The 24,222-nt window shown below is 56.1% G+C and carries 3 protein-coding genes; all 3 read left to right on the top strand.

What is annotated here, in order from left to right; genetic code table 11:
* Positions 1-5: 5 nt before the first annotated feature.
* Genes ACJ8IL_RS03445 through ACJ8IL_RS03435 form a run of 3 tightly spaced genes read left to right on the top strand, consistent with a single transcriptional unit; the run spans position 6 to position 24,115 of the window.
* Positions 6-917 carry a class I SAM-dependent methyltransferase gene (locus ACJ8IL_RS03445; protein ID WP_025303319.1) on the top strand — a complete coding sequence of 304 codons (912 nt, stop codon included), beginning with the start codon at positions 6-8 and terminating at the stop codon, positions 915-917.
* A 21-nt stretch (positions 918-938) separates the two neighbouring features.
* The gene (locus ACJ8IL_RS03440; RefSeq protein WP_442516344.1) at positions 939-8,069 is read left to right on the top strand and encodes an amino acid adenylation domain-containing protein; all 7,131 of its coding nucleotides are present in this window, start codon (positions 939-941) and stop codon (positions 8,067-8,069) included.
* Positions 8,069-24,115 carry an amino acid adenylation domain-containing protein gene (locus tag ACJ8IL_RS03435; protein ID WP_442516343.1) on the top strand — a complete coding sequence of 5,349 codons (16,047 nt, stop codon included), beginning with the start codon at positions 8,069-8,071 and terminating at the stop codon, positions 24,113-24,115. Before ACJ8IL_RS03440 ends, ACJ8IL_RS03435 begins: the two co-directional genes overlap by 1 nt.
* Positions 24,116-24,222 lie beyond the last annotated feature (107 nt).

The raw sequence follows: 24,222 nt of genomic DNA, 5'->3' as shown, positions 1-24,222 counted from the left end.
TGGGTATGGATAGTTTCGCCTCGCATAAAACACATTCTAAACTGGCCTATTTGACTGAAACAAAGATGTTGGCCGATGAAATAAAAGCGCGTTTACGGAATAGCAATTCGCTTATTCTTCCATTAGAGAGAAATCTTGAACTGGTCGATCAATTGACGGAGTTTGAGCTTGGTCGTTTCCTCCTGCATAACCGCGGCCTCAATGGCTACTGGACGTCTTACATTTTCCAGCATCCCGCCGGAAAACCCGCCGAACATGTTTTGGAAGACTGGCTTCTGAATCGCTCGTTGCTGTGCCGGGCGCGCGAGCGTTACTACCGTTATCAGACCTTGCTGGCTGAGTTGATTACGCAGGCGGAGACGCTAGCTTCAATCCCGTGCGGTGTGATGGATGATTTATTGGATTTGGATTACAGCGGCCATGGCGCGGTGCAATTGACCGGCATTGATCTTGACCCGGAGTCACTTTATCACGCCAACGAAAAGGCCAAGCGCGTTGGCATGGCGAACCGTTGCCGATTCTCGCAGCAGAATGCCTGGGAGTTAAAAGAAAAAAACGCTTTCGATGTGATTACCAGTAACGGCCTGAATATGTATGAGTCTGACCCGGACAGGCTGGTGGCTTTGTATCGTCGGTTCTTCGAGGCATTAAAACCAGGGGGAACCTTGTTGCTCAGTTTCCTCACGCCACCGCCGGAAAAGAACGCGCCCACCGGTGAGTGGGATAAATATGAAACGCCAATGGCGGACCTTTTGCAGGAGTTCGCGATCTTTGGCGACATTATTCAGGCTACCTACCTTAATTTCACTTCAGAAGCAGAGATCAGGCAACAGATAACCCAGGCAGGGTTCACGGTTAAAGATATCAACTACAGCTCACGCGGCGTGTTGCCGATCCTCGTGGCGGTAAAACCCTGATAACCCAAAAGAGTAATATCCATGAAGATTCTGAACATTCTTGTCAACCACACCGTAGAACCGTTGCGCAGCCATATTGTCCGTTACTTGCTGGATGCCGGCCACTTTGTCTACTTAATCGGTCTGAGCGACGCTGAGCGAACGCGCTGGACAGGTTCGCAGCACAACCTCTTTTGCTATTCCGACGTTGGCGATCAGCGTATCGACTATGAGCTCTGTCTCGAAGAAAGCGCCTCGGTGAGAGGCCCCATCATCCGGTTAGCCGTTTTCGCCGATCGACAAAATGTGTTGTTCCAGATTCATGCTGAAGAAGACGGGAATATCAGGGCGTTAGCTGAGCGTGAGCTGCCGTGGCGGGAAGCCCGCCGAGCGTTGTCGCAGACGGTGTTGGGCGAGTTGTTCATCGATGGCGTGGTCATGCTCAGCCGTGAGGCGAAAGATCTGGATATTGCTCTGCCTGAAGGGCCAAACCGAGTTACGGATTGGCTGGTTGCCCAGCAGAGGGTACAGCAAGAGCAGCGAGCGCTGGAAAACGATGAACCGCGTTATGGCTGCTTCAACCTGACGGATGAAGTGTCTGCCGTTAACGATGCTGCAGTGGTTCAACGGACCATCGATGGCGTTGCGCAGCCGCAACAGGCTTTGCTGTTGGCTTTCCAGTTGCAGTTTCTGCTCAACGCACGGCGGCCTGGGCTTTATGCTCTGCAATTGCAAGATAGGCAACGCAGCAGCAAAGTATTACGGTTACTCAACGGAACGGAAACATACGCCGAGCTCTCTCCTTGGTTAGTGCGGGTACTGCAGGGGGACCCGGCGAACCCATTCTACGAATCCCATCATGACGGCCGTTTTTTATCTGTGGTTGGCGTAGATGTCATCATGGATGAGGGGGATGTCGACGCGGCAGCGGCCCCGATCAGGATCGTATGGAACAGCACGCGCTGTACGCTCAGTTTGCAATTTTACGGCGAAAACCCCTTTTTCGACGTTGTAGCCGCAAATATCGATGAGTTTATGGCGGCGCTCGCCACATTCATGCGTAATGAAGGGGATATAGATGCGTTGACCGGGGTGTCTGAAAATAGCTACCAACGTTATTATGCGAAAATTAATGCCACGCAATGTGAATATCCGAGACAGACTATCGTCGGGATGTTTGAACAACAGGCACGGGCACTTAACGATCACCCTGCAGTGATAACGAAAAATGAAACGCTCAGTTATCGAATGCTGCAGCAACAGGCCAGTCGCCTGGCCGACTATCTGCAACGGCAATATGGGGTAGCGGCAGGCGACAAAATTGCCTTGATGATGCCGCGTGAGGCGGAGTTGGCAGTATGCCTGATGGCCGTGCTTAAGCTGGGATGCGCCTATATTCCGATCGACAAAAATGCGCCCGTAGTGAGGACCTATTCTATTTTGGCCGATGCCCAGCCGGCGTTAATCATCGGTGCGCATGCTCAGTCAGCTGGCAGCCTGCCGCAAGGGCTGAGTTATTTGGATTGGCGTGAATATGCCGCTTCTCCTTTCGCTGGGGCCGACGGTTGCAACGAATTCCCCTCCCAGGCTGAGGCTTCAGCATTGGCCTATATTATTTACACCTCGGGAACGACAGGTAAGCCTAAAGGGGTTGCCGTAGAACATCGCAGCTTTGTGAATATCGCCAGCGATATTTCTCGACGCATGTCTGTGACGCATCAGGATCGTTTTCTGGCGATCACGACGTTGGCATTTGATATTTCAACTCTGGAAATATTTATGCCGCTCATGTTTGGCGCCACGGTTGTATTAACCGACCAGAAGACGTTGTTGGCGAATAATGACTTGCCGCACTTTATCGCGAGTCATTCCGTGAGCCTGATGCAGGGGACGCCTTCTTTTTGGCATCAGGTCGCGCAGCAATATGCCGATACAACGCTACCCGTTCGGGCATTGTGCGGTGGGGAAGCGGTGCCGCATGCGGTGGCGCGTTGGTTGTCAGAAAACACCGAGCGTGCGTGGAATGTGTATGGGCCAACCGAAACGACGGTTTGGTCTACCGCGGATGAACTGTTGCCTGGGGTTGATAGCGTCACCATTGGGCGCCCGCTGGCGAATACCCAGTGCTTTATCTTGGACGAACGGCGGCGTTTACTTCCTCCCGGCGTGATCGGGGAAATGTATATTTCGGGGTTGGGCGTTGCGCGCGGTTACTACGGCAATGCGTGTCAGACGCAAGCAAGCTTTTTGCCGAACATATGTTCCAGCACGCCGTCAGCCTGGTTCGGTCGCATCATGTACAAAACGGGCGATCGCGTGCGTTGTTTGCCCGACGGCAGATTTGAATACCTCAGCCGATGGGATAACCAGATAAAATTGCGGGGACATCGGATCGAACTGGGTGAAATAGAGTCGGTTTTGCGAACCTACCCCGGGATGCAGCAGGTTGTTGTAAATTTACAGCCGGCCAAGGAAGAACAACAGGCGTTCCTGGTTGCCTATTATCAGGCCAAATCGCCGGTGGCACGCCAGCAACTGCAGGATTATCTGGTGACGCTGCTTCCGGACTACATGCTCCCCAGCGCTTATATGTACCTGCCTGAGATCCCCTTGAATATGAATGGCAAAGTGGATCGTAAGGCCTTGCCGCAGGTACAAGCGCAAGATAAAGCGCATTACGTAGCGCCGGGAAACGAGTTCCAGCGATGCCTGTGCCAGCTATTCCAGGATGTATTGGGGAGCGAAAGCGGACGAATCGGCATTACCGACGACTTTTTTGCTTTGGGAGGCAACAGCCTGTCGGCCATTCGCTTGGTAAATCGCATAAACGGTACGCTTCAGTGCGATCTGAAAGTTAAAGATATTTTCGAAAGAAAAAATGTGGCCAGGTTAACGCCATTGGTGGCCGCCGGGCGCGGCAGTTTTCTTTACCAAGACTACCAGATTGCACAATGTGATGAGACCCATCTGTACCATCCTTTCCCGCTGAATAATGTTCAGCAATCTTATTATCTGGGACGAATGAAAAGTTTCGATCTCAGCGAGGTCTCTACCCATATTTATAATGAATTTGTTTTCGACCATATTGATCACGAAAAATTGGAGCGTGCCTATAATCAACTTATTGCACGCCATCCTGCGTTGCGCACCGTATTTGAAGAGGGAGAACAGCGATTTTTAAGTGCGGCAGCGCATTACAAAATAGGCTACCACCCCCTGAGAAATGAAGACGAGCTATTGGCTTTGCGCGCCGAGTACTCGCACAAGGTTTACAAACCGGATTGTTATCCGCTGTTCGATATTTTCCTGAGCGAGTATCAAGGGAAATACCTTCTGCATGTCAGCTTTGATGCCATTATCATTGACATGACCAGTTTTGAAATATTATTCGGCGAGTGGATTGCGTTATATCACGACGAAAATCTGGCGCTGCCGCCGCTGGATATCAGCTACCGCGATTATCAGCTGCAGTACGAGCGCCTGCGCGGCAGCGCATTATTTGAGCGGGCGCAGCAATATTGGCTGCAGAAAATCGATGATTATACGCTGGAGGTCGGATTGCCGCTGGCCGCGCATCCCGCCAGGATCGATAAGCCGAGCTTCCGGCGTTTATCTGCGACGATACCCATGTCGAGTTGGCAAAAGATCGTCGACAAATGCCAGCGCTTCAATATTAGTCCGACCGCTCTGATCCTTGAGCTCTACAGCAGAACGTTATGTTATTGGTCTGGTCAAGAGAGCCTTTGCCTTAATTTAACGCTGTTCAACCGTTTGCCGTTACATTCTCAGGTCGAGCAAATTATTGGCGATTTTACCGTTTTAAGCCTGTTCAATTACCAACGTCAAAATGGCGTTGCGATGAGCGAACAGCTATCGGCTATCCACCGCACCTTGCTTAATGACGTCGATAATAATTTATTTGACGGCATTGACGTACAGCGTTTGTTGAAACAGCGGCGGAATCTGCCCGCCAATACGGTTATCGCGCCGGTGGTGCTGACCAGCGTGCTTGGCATGAACAATAAAGCGAGCATGTTTGAATTGCCGCTTAATGAAGGATATCGCGGCGTTCAATACGCAATCTCCCAAACGTCTCAGGTGTGGCTCGACCATAAAGCCTACGAAAACGATGAAGGGTTCGTTGCCGAGTGGGATTATGTCGAACAATTATTTGATGAGAAAACCATCAAGGCCATGCACGAAGGCTATTGTTCTCTGATTCGATGGGTGGCAGAACACGATTGGGAAACCATGTCATTCCCGCAGCCTGAACTGCCGGCGGAACATGCGGAAGCGGTCATGCGCTGGAATGCCACGCAAAGTACGGTGTCGGAGCAAACGCTGCACGGGTTGTTCCTTTCCAGTCTGGAAACGCCGCAAACGGCCGAGCGCATTGCGGTGATCGAAACCGAAGGCGAACGCCACTTTACCTACGCCAGGCTGGAACAGGACAGCAACACGCTGGGGCGTGCGCTATTGCGGCATACCAAGGGCGAAAAGGGACGTATTACCGCTATTCTGCTGGAGAAAGGGTATGCGCAGGCCGTCTCAACCCTTGGGATCATGAGAAGCGGCGGCGCTTATCTGCCGTTGCACATCGAATGGCCATGGGAGCGCATACGCGACATTCTGCAGCAAGCCCGGTGCGATATCTTGCTGCTCTCTGCTCAGCAGCGTCATGACCTGGCACATGAGCTGTCGGCGTTGCCTTCGGATATCACGATTTTGGTGTTCGACGAGATAGTGGCGCCGGCGCAGGAACGTGCGTCGACGGAGGTTGCCTGGCCGATCGTCAGGGCTGACGATCTGGCCTACATTATTTTTACCTCTGGCTCTACCGGTAAACCGAAAGGGGTAGCGATCGATCACCAGGGGGCGGTCAATACCATCCTGGCTGTTAACCAACGTTGGTCGGTCGGTCGGGAAGACCGGATACTGGCGCTGTCCGAGTTGAGCTTTGATCTGTCCGTTTACGATCTGTTTGGCTTGTTGGCCGTGGGGGGCGGTGTGGTGATCCCTTCCCAGCGTGAGACCAAAGCGCCGCAAGCTTGGGTGGCCGCGCTGCGCCGACATAACGTGACCCTCTGGAACTCGGTGCCGCAATTAGCGGGCCTGCTGGTTGACGAAGTCGAACCTGCGACGCAGGCGCTAACCCGGTTACGGCTGTTCCTGTTGAGCGGCGATTGGTTGCCGCTCAATTTGCCTCATCGCCTGAAAACCCAATCGCCAGACAGCAAGATGGTGAGCCTGGGGGGCGCGACGGAGGGCAGCATCTGGTCCATTTGGCATGAAATCGATCGGGTAGACGCGAGGTGGAAAAGCATTCCTTATGGCGTCGCCATGCCGAATCAACAGATGTGGGTGCTGGATGAGTGGGGGAGTGCTTGTCCTTTCGGCGTAACCGGAGAAATACATATCGGTGGGCTCGGCGTTGCTCAGGGATATTGGCAGGCTGAAACGCTGACTCGAGAACGCTTCATTTATCATCCAACCTATGGACGCCTGTACAAAACCGGCGATCTGGGCCGCTGGTCGGCGGAAGGCTATATCGAGTTCCTCGGCCGAAGAGATGCTCAGGTCAAGCTTAACGGTTATCGCGTGGAGCTGGAGGATATCGAGAATAACTTGAGCCAATTACCTGGGATCCGGCAGACGATCGTGCGGCTCAGCGAGGGTGACCTCATGGCTTACGTTGTTCCCGAGGCGCAACAGCCGGTGCCGCTCTATTTTGCTAACCGCGACGCATTCGTGCTTTCGCTGCCGGCGTTACGTCAAGATCTGCAACCTTCGCGAGCGATACCCTATCCGCTGGATGAAGCGGTTTACCGTGCCCGCAAGAGCACTCGCCAGTTTACCGCGGAGGCGTTATCCGCCGAAACCATCAGCAGTCTGTACGAAGCGCTGCCGGGGTGGTTGACGCAACAGATGGCGCAAGAGGGAAGCGCGCTGCCGCCTGCGTCTTTGGCCGGGCTGTTGGCCGTATGCGCCGCTTTCCGTTCGCCGCAGCGCGCGTTGCCAAAATATCGCTATCCTTCGGCCAGCAGCCTCTATGCGGTGCAAGTGTATCTCGGGCTCCCGGCGGCGATGGGAGAATATGCCGCGGGTTATTACTACTACCATCCGCTGGAACAGCATTTGTACCAGGCAGAAGCGTCGGGAGAACACACCGGGCCTTATCTGGACTTGGTGGTTCGGTGGGAAACCATCACCGCGTTATATGCCGAGCGCGCATTCGCTTTGGCGCAGATAGAAGTCGGCCACATGTTGGCCTTGCTGACTGAGCATCTCCAGTCTTTGGGCGTCGCTTATTACGTCAAGCCCGCTGACGCCGTTTCACCTGACGAGGGGGCATTAGCGTGTCGGATCCACCTCGGCGTTTGCGCCGTCACTTCACCACCGCAAGTCAGCGTCGATTTCAGCGTGATGGAAAACGAGGGGGGAACCTATGTCGCTCGCGCGTCAGGGCGACACTATTGCCTCGGTGAGACCTCCGTGCTGGCCGAATCATCAGACGTGTACGGGGTGTTGCAGTCGTCTCAGGTGTTGTTGCAGGCCCATGGCGCTAAGAACGCGTGCCATTATCAGGCCAGTGGCTGGATGATGCAGCGATTTGGCGCGCTCGCCGCCCAGCGGCGAATTGGCGGCTGCATTCTTGGCGTCACGCCGGCCGAGGACACGTTGTGCAGCATGGCGATAGGGTATGCGCGGGCCGAGGATGAACCGGTCTTTGACGTTCCTGCGCTCACTGTCTCGATGACCCAGGCGATCAGACGGCATTTGGCGCGTCGTTTGCCGGACTATATGTTGCCGCAGCACGTTACTTTGATCCCGGAAATCCCCTTGTCTAACAACGGTAAGGTCGATACATCACGCTTGCCGAAAGTCGTCAAGCACAGCGAATGTCTGGCTCCGCGCAGCGATGATGAGATACGGATGCGCCGACTTTGGGCGGAGCTTCTGGACAAGCGTGAAGAGCGAATCGGTTGTGACCAAAGCTTCTTCACTCAAGGGGGGAATTCGCTTCTGGCTATGCGACTGGTACGCAAGATCAACCTCGCGACGGGAACCGAGATGCGTCTGGAAGACCTCTACAACAACAATACGATTCAGGAAATGGCGGCGTGGGTCGCCGGGCAACCTTGTGGCAACGGCAGAGAAGAAGGGGCGCTGTAATGATGTTGACGGATTTATTGAACAACCTGAAAAAAAATAACATTTTATTGTGGGCTAAAGCGGACGATCGGTTGGGTTTTTCTGTCGACAAGGATATCGGCTTTGATGCCGATCTGAAGGCTGAAGTGACGGCACGCAAAGACGAATTGTTGGCGCTGTTACAGGACAATGGCGTGACCAGCGAACAACTCGCGAAGGAAACGTCTTTTCTGAGGCTGCCGCCAAGTAGCTGGCCACTTGCGCTGGACTCAATTCAGCAAGGCATGTATCTGCAAAGCGACATCGACGGCTTGCCGTATACCTATACGGTACCTTTGTTCATTGGATTGCCGCAGGTGGATATCGCGCGGTTGCGAAACGCGCTGCAAACCTTTTTACGGCATCAGCCCCTGTTGCGTCAGTCGATTGATAGCGATATGAAGCGCGTTTTTCTGGCGCCTGAGCAGTTTGCACTGGAAGTAGAAAGGATTTCCTGGTCCGAGCTGGAAAGTAAGAAACGGGCGTTGGCACAACAAACCTTCCCTATGCCGGAAGGGCAGTTTGCGCGCTTTGTGCTGCTGGTGCGGGCTGAGACGCAAGAGGCCGTTTTGGCGTGCGTTCACCATCATATGCTGTCTGATGCCCCTTCCGTCCAGCATTTTGCTCATCAACTGTTGAGTGCGTACGCCACACCGTCTGTATCGGCGCAGCCTGAAGCGGGGTACCTGGATTACTCCGCATATCAACAGTGGCGGGTGCGGCAAGATGATGTTCAGGCGTTCAGAACATCGTTGGCCGCCCGTTTGAATCAGGCGGAACCGCCGGCATTGCGACAGCGCCATCTCTCTGGCGTGGAGAATCGTGCCTTTGCCGTGCAGGCAGGATTGACGTCGGAGGTTGTCGAGCGTTTGACGCAGGCATGCGGCGAACGGGGACTGACGCTCTATTCTCTGTTGTTTACGACGTTCGCCCATGTATTACGGACCTTTAGCGGCCAGGACAGCGATTTCCCTATTGGACTGACAGTGATGAATCGCCCCGAGGCGTTCAGCCGAGCCATTGGGCCGTTTATCAGCACCCTGCCGGTTATCGCCGCATTGCGCGCAGACCAAAGCGTGTTGAGCAATGTCAAAAGCATTCAGCACGATATTTTGCAGTTGCAGGAACATCCGTGGGTGAACATTGGGCACTTGGCGCCGGAGATCGACGGTGGCGCGGTGCGCATCAATGAACTGGTTCAGCTGCTATTTACCTTCCATAACTTTGAAAACGGCGATATCGCCGTCCCCGGCGTGGAATATCGTCTGGAGCCTTATCCCGATCTGGCGGAAAAGTTTGGCATGTCCTTATTTGCCGCTCAACGAGACGGTCAAATCGATTTCACGTTAACCGCGGCGGAGAATCGTTACGAAGAGGACTACGTTCGCAATATTCTCGAGGCGTTAGTTTATGCGCTGGGCCAGTTTGATCGGCAATCCTGGGAGACGCCGCTTGAACAAATCGATTTAATCACGCCAGCCCAGCGTCGGCAGGTGCTGTCTGAATGGAATGACACGCGCTGCGATTATTCAGAAGATGAGCATATCGCGTCTTTATTGGAAGCGCAGGTAGCGCTGACGCCGGACAATATCGCCTGTGCGGATCGGCATCGGCAATTGACGTATCGCCAGTTGAATCTACAAGCCAATCAGTTGGCGGCCGCCTTATCGTCACGTGGGGTGGGGCATGGCGCCTGCGTTGCGCTGTGTCTGGATCGCAGCGTCGAGCTGTTGGTCGGTATTTGGGCGATCCTGAAATTGGGGGCCGCCTATTTGCCTGTCGACCCGGCATTCCCCGACGATCGTCTCGATTACATTCTACAGGATAGCCGGGCCGACGTAATTATCTGCCATCAGGCCTACCGACACCGGGTGGCGGCGCCAGGGCGGCGGCTGGTGGTGTTGGATGATGAATCGCTGCGCCACGAGCTTGAGTTGTTGAGCGATGAAAACATGGCGCGTCAGATATCACCGAACGATCTGGCCTATGTCATCTATACCTCCGGGACCACAGGGCAGCCCAAGGGCGTGATGTGCACGCACCGCGGTTTGATCAACCGTATCCAATGGATGAATAAATCCTATCCGCTGACGGCAGCCGATCGGGTGTTACAAAAAACGCCGTACATTTTTGACGTCTCCGTATGGGAACTGATTTGGGCCTCTCTTTACGGCGCCAACATCGTTTTTGCCGATCCGGATGGCCACAAGGACGCGGATTATCTGATTGAGCTGATCGAGCGCGAAACCATCACCGTACTGCATTTTGTGCCATCCATGCTGGCGGCTTTTACCGAGACATTACAGGGCATTCAACGCGATCGAAACGTCAGCTTGCCGAGCTTGCGCTACGTGTTCTGCAGCGGTGAAGAGCTCAAACTGACCCAGGTCAAAGGGATTAAGCAGTGTTTGCCTCATATCGCCCTGCACAATCTTTATGGGCCAACCGAAGCCTCCATCGATGTGCTGTATTTCGACTGTAATGATCCGGATATAGATAATGTCCTGATCGGGCGGCCGATTGATAACATGAAAGTGTTGGTCCTGGACAAAGGGCAGCGGCTTTTGCCGCCCGGTGCGGTGGGTGAACTCTACCTTTCCGGCGTCGGACTGGCGCGCGGCTATCTGAATAAAGCGGCGCTGACGGCGGAGAAATTCATCGTCAATCCGTATTGCACCGAATGGGATGAGCGGGCGGATGACTATGCCTGTTTGTATAAAACCGGTGATTTGGTGTATCAGCGGAATGATGGGCAAATCGTTTATGTTGGCCGCAATGATTTTCAGGTGAAAATACGCGGATATCGCATTGAGTTGGGTGAAATCGCCCAGCGTCTCGAAGCGTTTGACTTGGTGCGCCAGGCGGTAGCGCTGGTTTATCAACAGCCCCATCCCCGCCTCGTGGCCTATTACACGGCGCAGGCACCGTTGCCGGAGGCGACGCTACAACACTTTCTTGCCGCCGCCTTGCCCGAGTACATGGTGCCGGAGACCTTTATCTGGTTGAAAGAATGGCCCGTCACGGTGAATGGCAAACTGGATCGGCGTGCGCTTCCTGAACCGTCTCTGCCGGTCGTACAGGAACGTGTCGCACCGCAGTCGGAGAGGGAAGCGCAGATCGCCGCCATTGTTGCGGAAATGATGGGGATCGATGAAGCGCATTTCAGCTGTGAGGCTAACCTGTATCAGTTGGGGCTGGACAGCATCATGGCGATCAAGCTGGTGAGCAAATTGCGCCAGGCGATGGGCGTATCGATCCGGGTGAAAGACGTGTTCGCCAGCAAAACCGTGCATGCACTCCATTTACGTCTCGCTCAGCATCAGCAGCAGGTGATGATTGAAGGCAAACGGGAGCAGGGCGTATTGGTTGGCGAGTTGCCGCTGCTGCCTGTCCAACGCTGGTTCTTTGACTGCGCATTCCCTTATCCGAGTTATTGGAACCAGGCGTTTCTGCTGGATGTGCCGGCGCTGGACGTCGAACGCCTGCGCGAAGCGCTGCACGCATTGATTCAACATCACGATGCGCTACGCCTGACGTTTACGTCTGAGGATTCGTCGCATTGGCGCCAAGGCTATCAACCGATGACGGACGCCATCGAACTGCGGTGTCATCATGTCGAACGCTCGGCACCGCAATGGCAAGAGGCCCTGTCCGCCGTGCTGACCGAATGGCAAAGCGATATCGATCTGGCCGACGGGCCGCTTTATCGTTTTGGTTATGTCACGGGGTTCGACGAGGGGCGAGCCCGTATTTTCTGCGCTTGCCACCATTTGGTGCTCGATAGCGTCAGCTGGGGCATTCTGGCCCGCGATCTGGCGAACGCCTACCACGGTGAAAGCCTTGGAGATAAGGGAACGAGTTATCGTCAGTGGACTGAGCACTTCGAGCAATATTGTGCCAATCACGCGGAAGAGGCGTCTTACTGGCGGGCCAGGATGGCGGACTACCGCCCCGTTGCGTTGCCGGCTGCGCGCGGCGCTACGATGGCATGCAGCCGCCTCGCGTTATCAATAAAAGTGACGCAGGCGCTGCAAACCGAGGGTTTACGTGCCTTCAATGCGAAAGTCGACGAATGTTTGCTGGCGTGTGCAGACGGCATGCTCGCTCACTGGTTTAACGGAGAGCTGACCCATGTCACCGTTGAAGGGCACGGACGCGAAGAGATTGATGCCACTCTGGACGTTCATCGTTGCGTCGGGTGGTTCACGTCACTTTATCCCTGTGCGCTCTCATCCTCTCCCGATCCGGCAATGCGTTTGCAGGCGGCCAAAGCGCAACTGCGCGGCGTGCCTCATCAGGGCGTAGGATTTGGCGCGTTTGCCCGTGAGCTAGGGTTGCCGCTGCCCAATGTTTGTTTCAACTACCTGGGACAGCTGACTTCGCCGGATGAAAAGGATTGGGCGCTGGTCATGTCGCCGGTCGGTGAGACGCGCCATCCTGACAACGGCTTGCCTTTCGGTATTACGCTCTTTAGCTACATAGAGCAAGGTCGGTTGCAGCTCGAAGTCGTCAGCGGTCTGTCCGGTGAGCAAAATCAACAGTTGCTGGAGGCCTGGGAGGCGGCTATAGACACGCTGATAGCGTGCTGTGAACGGCAGGGAAGAACCCAATACGGCCTTGGCGATTTCATCAATGTTGCGGATGAACGCGACTTACAGCATTTACCTCTGCAGGGCGGTGCCGAAAACGGCGACTGCTTTGCCATGACCGAGATTCAGAAAGCCTATCTGGTTGGGCGCTTTGAAAACTATGAGATCGGCAACGTCGCCAACCACATCTACAACGAGTTCGTGTATCCGCGCCTTGATGACGAACGTCTGGAGCTGGCGATTAACCGATTGATCGCCCTCTGTCCGGTGCTGCGCACCGTGTATGACGCGGAAAGCATGACTCAGCGCTTCATTTCGGTGTCGCAGGCCGGCCATTATGCCTTGGCGGTGAATGACCTGCGCCTCGACGATGAGGCTACCGCGCTGGCGCGCGTGCGCAAGCGTCTGTCCCATCAGGTCTATCAGGTCGACCGTTTCCCGTTGTTCACTTTTGAAATCAGCCGGCTGCGCGATCGCGACGTGCTGCATATCAGTCTCGATCTGATTTTGCTGGATGTGCAAAGCCGTCTGGCGCTGTATCAACTGCTTAATGCGCTGTATCGGGGAAATGTCTTGCCGCCGCTGGCAACCGTGAACTTCAAAGACTACCAGGAGCATCTGGCCCATCTGAAGGCCTCCCGTTGGTATCAACGAGATTGCGCTTATTGGCAGGACAAGCTGGCCGATATGCCGCTGCGGCCAAACTTACCGCTCAAGGTGCCGTCGGCCACGGTTGAACACCCGCGCTTTGCAGAGCATACGCTATATATAGACAAACAAATTTGGCAGGATTTCAAACGGCAAGCGCAGCATTATCAGGTCTCATACTCGTCGGTATTGCTGAGCCTCTATGGCTACCTCATCGCGCGATATTCCGGCAACAGCGAGTTTCTCATTACCATGACGCTGTTCAACCGCTACGCGGTTTGCGAGGACGTAAACGACATTTTGGGTGATTTTACCTCGACCAACCTGTTCCACTTTCGCGATGCCGGCGAGGATCTGTTCACCACCATCGAGACGACGCATAAGCGCATGTGGGACGACATTCAGCATGCGTTGTACAGTGGGTTGGATGTGCAGCGCGATCTGGTGAAACTGCACGGCCTGGATCGCCATTCGGCGGTGTCGCCGTTGGTCTTCACTGGCGTCGTAGGGCAACAAACCGGCGATTGGGATAAACAGGCGTATCTGGAAGACAGCGAGGCGCGCGAGCAGCGATATTGGTGTGCGCAAACCTCTCAGGCTTGGATCGACCTGCAGGCTATTGAAGTCGATGGCCGCTTTATGAGCAAGTGGCTTTATGTCGAACAGCTGTTTGATGAAGAAACCATTGCGCATCTGAATCGCGCCTATTGCCGTCTGATCTCGCTATTAGCGCAGCAGCCTTGGGAAACGCCGGTGGGATGCGAAAACTATTTGCCTGAAGCGCAAAGAGAAATGATGCAGCGGGCAAATGCCGTCACTCAGCCTCTCAGTGAAGAAACCCTGTTCAGCGCGTTCGATCTGTTGGCGACGCAAGCACGGCATCGAGAAACGATCGCGGTGTATGACGGGGAAGCGGCGATCGGCATGACCTATGGCCAATTGAAACAAGACAGCGATGCGTTGGCGCAGCAGGGGATGGGCTCATCTGCGCCGCTGATTGCCGTATTGGCGGAAAAAAGCTACGCCCAGGTCTGTGCCTGTCTGGCGATCATGAAGGCCGGCAAGGGCTATCTACCGTTGCATGTGGAGTGGCCGGCGGGGCGCATCGCCGATATTTTACAACAGGCCGGTGTAGAACAACTTTGGCTGACCCGGGCACAGTCGGCGCGTGTGGATATCCGGACACTGAGCGAAGCGGGTTATCAACTGCTGGTCATCGAGGATATGCTGGATGAGGCGACCGCTTTGCCACCGTGTTTCGGCTTGCCGCACGTCAGCGCCGCCGATGTGGCCTATGTCATTTTCACTTCCGGCTCCACCGGGCGGCCAAAAGGGGTCACCATCGATCACCGTGGCGCAGTGAATACGCTGCAAGCGGTAAATCGACGCCTCTCGCTGACTGCTGAAGATGCCCTGTTCGCGCTGTCTGAATTGAGCTTCGATCTCTCCGTCTATGACATCTTCGGCGCGCTTAGCGTCGGTGCGGAGATCGTCTTACCGGCTCAAGAGAGCGTAAAAGATCCGGAGCGGTGGTTGCCGCTGCTTGCTGAGCGTGAAGTCACCGTCTGGAACAGCGTTCCACAGCTTGCCGGGCTGCTGGCCGATGCCGTGGCACGGCAGGGATGCTCATTGCCAAGGCTGCGCGCATTTTTAATGAGCGGTGATTGGATCCCGCTGAATCTGCCGGAGACGTTGCGCACGCTTTGGCCGCACGCTGACTGCATCAGTCTGGGCGGGGCGACTGAGGGCAGCATTTGGTCCGTTTGGTACCCGATAGAGGCGATCGATCCGGCCTGGCGCTCCATCCCTTATGGCACTGCGATGCCTCATCAGACGCTTTATGTTTTGGATCCGCAGGGACAGATGTGTCCGGTTGGCGTGACCGGTGAGCTCTATCTTGGTGGGATGGGGGTGGCATTAAATTATTGGCGAAATCCACAGCTCACGGCGGAGCGTTTCATTTCGCACCCTCGTCACGGACGCCTCTACAAGACGGGCGATTTAGGGCGCTGGCATGCGGCAGGTTATGTCGAATTCCTGGGGCGCAACGACTTCCAGGTCAAGCTGCGCGGGCATCGCATTGAGCTCGGGGAGATTGAAAGCCGGCTTCTGCAATGCGGCGGGATCCACCAGGCCGTGGCACTGGTGATGGCGCAGCCGGCACCGATGCTGGTGGCTTATTACGTCGGCGAAGCGAACGCTGACGAGAAAATGCTCCGTTCGCGACTGGCTGAACAATTGCCGGAGTATATGGTACCGGCGTATCTTATCGCTTTGGATGCCTTGCCGCTGACGGCGAATGGCAAACTGGATCGCAACGCCTTGCCGCTACCCGCAGCCGAAGAACAGGCGACTTACTGCCCGCCGCGTGACGACCGTGAACATCAACTGTGTCGGCTGTGGGGCGAGATCCTGCACGTGCCGGCGGATGAACTCAGTACCCAGGCGGATTTGTTCCAGTTGGGCATCGACAGTATCGCCAGTATCCAAATGGCGGGGCGGTTAAGGCGCGAATTGCAGCTGGATGTCACGCTGAAAGAGTTGCTGACGTATCGCACCATCGCATCGTTCTACGACACTCTGCTCGGCCGTCAAACCGTTGGCGGCATCCAGACCGTGCAGCGCGAAACAGGGGCCTTGAGCGGCGCAGTTCCGCTGCTGCCCATCCAGCAATGGTTCCTGGCACATGATCTGCAGCATCCGCAGCAGTGGAACCAGTACGGGCTGTTGGTGGCGCCTGGCATGACAATGGCCCGTCTGCAATGCCTGTTGCCGCGCCTCGTGGCGCAGCACGACGCGTTCAATCTGCGCTTCGAAAAAGATACCCAGGGAGAATGGCGTCAATGCTACCAGCCGCAGGCTGCGCTGCCGCCATGCCACGCTTTGGACATTCGCGCATTGTCGCTGCCGGAAGACCACCCGGATTTTGACGCCGCGCTGTTGCAGCGTTTTGCCGACTGGCAGCAGGCGTTCGATCTGCAGAGCGGGCCTTTGGCCGCGTTCGCCGTTCTTGAAGGGTACGCGGACGGCAAGGCCAGGGTGTTCGTCGCTTGCCATCACCTGATTGTCGATGCGGTCAGTCTGCAGGTGATCGTCGACGATTTACGACGCCTGAGCCAAGAGGAAACGCTGCCGGAGAAGGCCAGCAGCTATCGCCAATGGGTGAACCATCTGCGGCAACGTGCGCAAATTACCTCTCATGAACGTGAAGAGTGGCTGGGGCAATTGCCGGGCAGCGAAGTTCATGCGTTGCAAGCGCTGGGCGGAACCGCGACGACGCGTCATGCCCTTGCGTGGGGGGAAGGGCCATCCTGTCGCTTGATGCAGCACCTCGCCATGTTCGGCATGCAGCCGCAGGACATGGTGGCCTGGGCGGTTGGCCGCGTTTTGCATGATTTGACCGGACAAACCGCCTTTAGCCTATGGTTTGAGGGGCACGGTCGGCAAGCGGATGAGCGAACGCTGGATATCTCCAGGACGATGGGCTGGTTCACCAGTCGTTATCCCGTGCGTTTTAGCTATCAACGCGATGCCAGGGAGCATTTGCTCGCGGTGAAAAATAATCTGAGACGTTGGTCGCAGCGGGCGGAAAACTTCGGTGTCCTGTGTGGTTTGCCCGTGGTGAGAGAGGACGGCATCAGCATCAACTACCTGGGCAAGATGGAGGCGGCGGGAGACTGGGCGCTGGATCACCACTTTGTGGGGCTGCATCGCCATGCCTCCCAGGAAGGGACGCATCTGATCGATATCGTCGTGTTGAACGTTGGCGATCGTCTTGAATTGCGGGTCGAAAGCCGGCTGCGGGAGCATGACGCGGCCTGGTTGACGCAGCGGCTTATTCGAGAGTTGGAAGATGGCCTGGTATCAATGAATTGGCCATCCTGGCGTTGGTTAACCGAATCGGATGTCGATTTCGCCCTCCCGCAACCCCATCTGGATCGGCTGCAACATGCGCAGGCGGTTGATGCGGTCTTCATGGCCAATAGTCTGCAGCAAGGGATGTTGCACCATTCGCTGGCCTTTGGCGACGCCGATCGGGTGTATCGCGTGGCTACGCGCTGGGATTATCACTGTGCGATCGAGCCCGAGACGTTCAAGCGGGCGTGGCAATGGGTGCAACAGCAGTTCTCCTGCCTGCGGTTGCGGTTCGATTGGCGCGGTGAAATCGTGCAGGTCGTGGATCATGAAGGGCGCTTCCCTTGGCACGTCCATGACATCAGCCATCTGTCGCCTGAAGAGCGGGAACACGCCTTGCACAGGCTGCAGGAAAGTGAGCAGCAGGCCAGCTTCGATCTCCAACAAAGCGGACTGTACCGTGTCTGCCTGGTCAAACTGGCGGATGATCACTTCGCTTGCCTGTTCTGTGTACATCACGCCATCCTCGATGGTTGGAGCAGTCCGCTGCTGGTGGGGGCGCTGCATGACGCTTACCTGGCGTTTTCTCACGGACGTGAGCCGGCGGACAGACCGGATCTCTTTGCTTCAGTGCAGCGCTACATTCAACGGCATCGCGATAGGGACACGGATTTCTGGCGCGACTACCTGAGCTCGGTCGACACCTCGCCGGATCTGAGCGGATGGCGCCGTCCGGATGCGGAGTCATCGGCGTTAGCAGCCATTAAGAGCGTCTCTGCTGCAGGGATTTGTCGCTGTGAACTGAGCGCCGAAGAGCGCCGGTGCGCGCTCGAAGCTGCCCAGCGCCAAGGCATGACCCTGAACGCCTTGCTGCAATACGCCTGGCACAAGGTGCTCGCACTCTACTCCGGTGCTGCCGTGACCGTGGTGGGCACCGTGGTGGCGGGAAGGATGCTGCCGTTGAATGGTATCGAAAACACGCTGGGCATGTTCCTCAATACGCTACCGTTGAAGGTGGAGCATCAAAGCGATGTGCCTCTGATTCAGCAGGCACATCGGTTGCAGCAAGATATTAATGAAGCCAATACCCGATGCCTGGTCGATCTGGCTCATCTGCAGCCTGCGGGCCAGCGCCTGTTTGACTCGTTGTTCATTTATGAAAATTACCCGCAGCCTGATGAAGACCGCCACCGCGAACTGCGTCATCAATTCGTCGGTCGCAATGAGCAGAGGGATTATCCATTGGTCGTCAGCGTGGAGGAGGAGCCGGACGTTCTGCTGATTAAGCTGGAATATGCGGCGGAGTACTTTGATGCGGCGATGATGCGGCAAGCGATGGCACTGTTAAAGGACATCGTCGGCCACATGGCGAAAGACGCGAGTACGGAGACGGTGGCGATAGCTCCGGTTTATTGTGAGCCGGAGCAACCCTTGTTGCTTCCTGCGCCGGGGAATGCCGCCACCTTATCGCAGGTGTTGGCGCACTACGCATGCAGCCGGTCAGACGCTCCGGCGCTGAGTGACGGCGAGCGCAGCTGGAGCTACGCCCAGCTTGACGCAGAAGTGACGCAACTCGCCAATCTCATCGCCGGCCGCCTTGAGAAGACGCCGCACGCGCCTATTGCCTTGCGACTGCACAGCAAAGTCTTGACGGTCATGGCCTTGTTGGCGATAGGACGACTGGGCGCAGCTTATGTGCCGCTGGACAAAGACTATCCGCAGGAGCGTATCGATTTCATTCTGCGTGACAGCCAGGCTATCGCCGTATTGACGATGTCTGGGGATGAAGGGGCCGAGTACGGTATTCCGTCTATTCCCTTGTTCGGCACCGCGGGAGAAGCGCTGTGGCGCAAACAGGCCACGATGCCGACGTTCACACCTGCGGCGGAGAAGACCGCCTACATACTTTACACGTCCGGCACGACGGGTAAACCCAAAGGGGTTAGCGTGGGGCATGGGGCGCTGCTCGCCACATTGCGAGGTTTCTGGCAGCAGTACTTCCAGGGCAGGGAAGCGCTGAAAACGTACAGCATGACCAACCCCGTTTTCGACATTTTCGGTCTTGAATACGGTTTGCCGTTATTGAGCGGCGGCTGCGTTACCTTGGGAACTCACCATGTCACTGGGCTGGATTGCCGTAAGTTCGATTTCATCCAGTCAACGCCCAGCATGCTGGAAATTGTCCTACCGGTATTGCAGGGGGACGAGGAATGTTTACTTCTGGTCGGCGGTGAAAAGCTTGAGCCGCATTTGGCGCAGAAGGCCCTGGCTGTTTTCACGGGGCTCGTCAATGTCTACGGTCCGACGGAAACCTGCATTTGGTCAACCGGTAAACATTATCGGCGTGCCGCGACGGATCGCGTTTTAACGATAGGCCGCCCTTTGCCGGGAGAACGTTGTCTGGTGTTGGACCCGGCCGGCAGACCTTTGCCTGTCGGGGCCATCGGCGAGCTCTATATCGGGGGCAGCGGCGTGGCCGAGGGTTATCACAACCAGCCTGAGCTGACCGCCTCACGCTTTGTCTCACTGTCGTTTGCTGAGGGGATATGGTATCGCAGCGGCGATCGCGCACGCATTTTGCCAAATCGTGAAATAGCATTCCTTGGGCGGCAGGATCAGCAAGTCAAGTTGCACGGCCATCGTATTGAGAAGGGCGAGATTGAGCAGGTTATATTGCAGCACGAGTCGATCTTGCAGGTTACCGTGCAAATATGCCAAGTGGCGGGGGATGGGAACGTCGGTCAGGCGTTGGTTGCCTATTATGTGGCGCAGGGCGAAATTAACGCCGGGCAGTTGAATGAACACGTCGGTCGACAACTGCCGGATTATATGGTGCCTGCCTATTGGATTGCGTTGTCTGCCTTGCCGCTGAACGCTAACGGCAAACTGGATGTGCGTGCGTTGCCGTCGGTTGACGCCGGTGAGGCATCTCCAGCGGCGCAGAGCGAAATCGCTACGCCGCTGGTGAAGCAGTTGCAGGTTATCTGGCAAGAATTGCTCGGTTGCGAGGCGGTGGGCGTCAATACCTCGTTCTTTGAACTGGGTGGGAACTCCATCATGTTGACCCGGCTCTATGGCATGTTACCCGACCAGGTTCAGCAAAAAATCGGTCTGATAGATCTCTTCCGTCTGCCGACCATAGCCCGCATTGCCGCGCATATCGAAGGTCGCCAACATGAAGCGGCGCCGGCACCGACGACTGGACCGATCAATGCCCGGGACGATATCGCCATTGTGGGGATGGCGGGCCGTTTCCCAGGCGCGCAAACGCTGGCGGCATTCTGGCAACGGTTATGCGATGGCGAGGCGTTTATTACGCATTACTCGCGCGATGCGCTGGCGGCATCAGTTGACTCCGCACTGCTGGATCATCCGCATTATGTTCGCGCCCAGGGGATGCTCGACGATATCGATCGCTTTGACGCCGATTTCTTCGGCTGTACGGCTCAGGAAGCGCGTCTGATGGATCCGCAGCAGCGAATTTTCCTGGAATGCGCCTGGCATGCTTTGGAAGATGCGAACTGCGATCCGCAGCGCTTTGCCGGTGATATCGGCGTCTATGCGGCCATCGGCAACAGCAACTACGAAAGAGACGTTGTTCTACCGAACATGCCTCAGGCTGATTTGATCGATCATTACCAGTTGATGATTCATAACCAATCCCACTTCCTGGCGACAAAAACGGCGTACAAGTTGAATTTGACCGGGCCGGCGATGACGATCCAAACGGCTTGTTCATCCTCGCTGGTCGCTGTTCATCAGGCTTGTCGCGCCTTGCAGGCGGGCGACTGTCAGGTCGCATTGGCAGGCGGCATCTCCATTGGTCAATTAGCGCGCGGTGGTTACCTGTACCAGCCAGGGATGATCTTCTCACCTGATGGTCACTGCCGTCCGTTTGATGCGCAAGCGGCGGGAACCATTGAAGGACAGGGGGTAGGTATTGTCGTGCTGAAACCTTTGGCGCAAGCGCTGGCGGACGGTGATGCTGTGTATGCCGTTGTGAAAGGGTCGGCCGTAAATAATGACGGGCGGGATAAAATGGGATTCACTGCGCCAAGCGAGAGCCGTCAACAGGCGGTGATTGCCAAGGCATTGGCCGATGCCGATGTCACGCCGGCGGACATTTCCTATGTCGAAGCGCACGGCACCGGCACGCCATTGGGCGACCCTATTGAAATTGCCGGGTTGAAAGCGGCCTTCGCCGGACAACAGGCGGAACACGCCTGCGCAATCGGCTCGGTGAAAAGTAACCTGGGGCATTTGGATGTCGCGGCAGGCATCGCCGGCTTGATTAAAACGGCGTTGTGCCTGCAGCATCGCACGTTAGTTCCCACGCTACATATGCAGCGTGAGAATCCGGCATTAAAACTGGCTGAAGGGCCGTTTTATGTGAATGTTGAAACCCGCAACTGGGAAAGCGCCACAGGGCTCCGCACCGCCGGCGTCAGCGCTTTCGGCATTGGCGGCACCAACGCGCACGTTATCCTTCAGCAGGCGCCGAACACGCCGACAACCGCACCTCGGTCCGCTCAGCGCAATATGCTGTGCGTTTCTGCGGCGGATGACGCAGCTCTCGAACGGATGAGTGAAGCTTTGGCCGATCATTTGGCAATGCATCCTGAGCATTCGATGGAGGCGGTTGGCTATGCCCTGATGGCGCAGCGACACCGCTATGCATGCCAACGGTGGGTATCCGGAGATTCACGGGAAGCGGTCGTCGCGCGGTTGCGCGAGAAGGGCGAAACGATGGCCCGACCTGCGTTCGAGGCGCAGGTGGCCTTTATGTTCCCGGGCCAGGGCGCACAATTCGTCGGCATGACACAGGCGTTATATGACGCCGAACCGCAATTCCGAGTGGAGGTCGATCGTTGCCTCGCATTGCTCGAGCCGATGATGGGCGGTGAAATAACGCGGGAAGACGTATTGGCGAACGGGGAGAGCGTACACCACACCGCAATCACTCAAGTGGCGCTGTTTGTGTATGAATATGCGTTGGCGCAGTGGTATCGCTTCCTCGGTGTTGAGCCGACGGTGATGATTGGTCATAGCCTGGGCGAATATGTTGCCGCATGTATCGCCGGCGTATTTTCACTGGAGGATGCGCTCAAGTTGATGCTCAAACGCGGTGCGCTATTGGCGCACACCGCACCGGGGGCGATGCTGGCTATCAAACAGTCGGCGGAGGGCGTAAGCGAACAGGCTGCCGCGTTGGGCGTCGATATCGCCGTCGTTAATGATTCGGGAAGCTGTGTCATTTCCGGCGCGGCGTCGGCAATCGCCTCTTTGCAGGCGAGCTTGATCGCCCAAGGGGTATCTTGCCATCCGGTTAAGGTTTCGCACGCGTTCCATTCGCGTTTATTGGAGCCTGTGTTGGCAGAGTTTAAGGCCGCACTGCAAGAAATTGCCTTCAACGAGCCGCAGTTACCGTTTATCTCCAATTTGACCGGCCAGTGGGCAACGGCGGAACAGGTTTGTCAGCCCGAATATTGGGTGCAGCACCTGCGGCATACGGTGCAATATGACGCCGGCCTGCGTACCTTGCTTGAACGCCGTGCCGATGACAACTGGGTATTGCTGGAAGTAGGGCCGCGTCAAATTCTGAGTACGTTGGCGTCGCGCCATCCGGCATTGGGGAATGCGGCCGTTGTCGTTTCTTCACCGCGCAACGCTACGGATGAGCGGCAGGCTGCGCAGATGCTGTGGCGTTCCGTTGGCGTGCTGCATATGTCAGGTGTGGAAATCAACCAGGAGCGTTTCTGGCGGTGTACGGGGCAAGCGTCTTTGCGTCTACCGGCATATCCTTTCGCGCCTCAGCGGCATTGGTTCGGTGTGATGAATTCACCCGCTCATTCGCGGCCGGCCCCGGTTCCGGCGGAGGCAGCCGTGCACCAAGGAGATATGCAACAACGGGTGGCAATGTTGTTCAACGAGGTTCTGGGGTGTGAGTCGGTCGATCCACAGCGCGGGTTCTTCGAACTGGGCGGCGACTCGCTGAGCGCATTGCAACTGATTGGCCGCCTGCAAAAAATGACCGGTATACGTCTTGAGCTTATGGCCATGGAACAGCCGAGCGTCGTGCAAATAGCGCAATCGCTAGAGGCTCATGCGACAGCGAAGCCTCAGGGCGAAAGCGGTTTGGTGAAGCTGCGCGACGGTGAGGATGAGGGGATGATGCCACTTGTGTTGATCCACCCCATCGGCGGCGACATCTATTTCTACCGGGAGTTGGCTCAATGCTTGGGAAGCAGCAGAACGATTTATGCCATACGTTCACCTCTGCTGAATGGCTCGGGCGCCTTCGAGAGCATCGAACAATTGGCGGGAGAGTATCTGGCTTTGCTGAAGCCGCATCTTGAGCGAGGCGAATGTTGCCTGGCCGGTTCTTCGTTCGGCGGTATTATCGCGTTTGAAATGGCGCGGCAGTACCAAGAGGGAAAACATGTGTCTCTGCCGGTAGTGATGATTGATTCCCCAGGACAGGGAAATCTGCCTGCGGCCATGACGGATGAACAGATTTTGGACTACCTGCTTTCATTTGGCCTGGTGTCACTGGACATTGATTGGGATGCCTGGAAGGCGATGACCCAAATGGCGGATAAAATCCATTATTTATCTGAGATCACCAAAGGAACTGCGGCCGAAACGCTCTTTTCCTCGGCGTTCTTACCTCGTTACTTGAGCACCTGGCAACGGCATAACGTGATGATGCAGCGTTACCACCCGCATGCGTTGATGAGTGATGTGCTGTTTTTCTCTCACCGTGAGGTGATTGCAGATTTTCCTGAAAATCAAAGCAAGTTCTGGCATCCCTGGGTGTTGGGCCGCTTCGAGGTGCAGGTAATTCCGGGGAACCACCTGACGATGAACGCGGGAGAAGGCGCGGCAATGATGGCGGAAAAAATGACTTCGTGGTTAGGGTATTGGACGCTGGCTTGATGGCGCAGCGTGTTCGCTATACCTGAGGGGAAATCAGCGGGATAAACTATCCCGCTGATCCCGCTACGGTATTGATTTTGATTACGCCGCTCCCGTTCTCCGCGGTG

This window comes from Serratia sp. CY47444 (assembly GCF_052168635.1).
In the GTDB taxonomy this organism is placed as follows: Bacteria; Pseudomonadota; Gammaproteobacteria; order Enterobacterales; family Enterobacteriaceae; genus Serratia; species Serratia bockelmannii.
The sequence above is the reverse complement of the archived record's forward strand: the minus strand, read 5'-3'. Positions and strand labels throughout refer to the sequence as shown.

Bases quoted from the DNA above. Each gene is read 5' to 3' on its own strand.
- ACJ8IL_RS03445 (WP_025303319.1), top strand. From the start codon at position 6: ATGGATAGTTTCGCCTCGCATAAAACACATTCTAAACTGGCCTATTTG.
- ACJ8IL_RS03435 (WP_442516343.1), top strand. From the start codon at position 8,069: ATGATGTTGACGGATTTATTGAACAACCTGAAAAAAAATAACATTTTA.
- ACJ8IL_RS03440 (WP_442516344.1), top strand. From the start codon at position 939: ATGAAGATTCTGAACATTCTTGTCAACCACACCGTAGAACCGTTGCGC.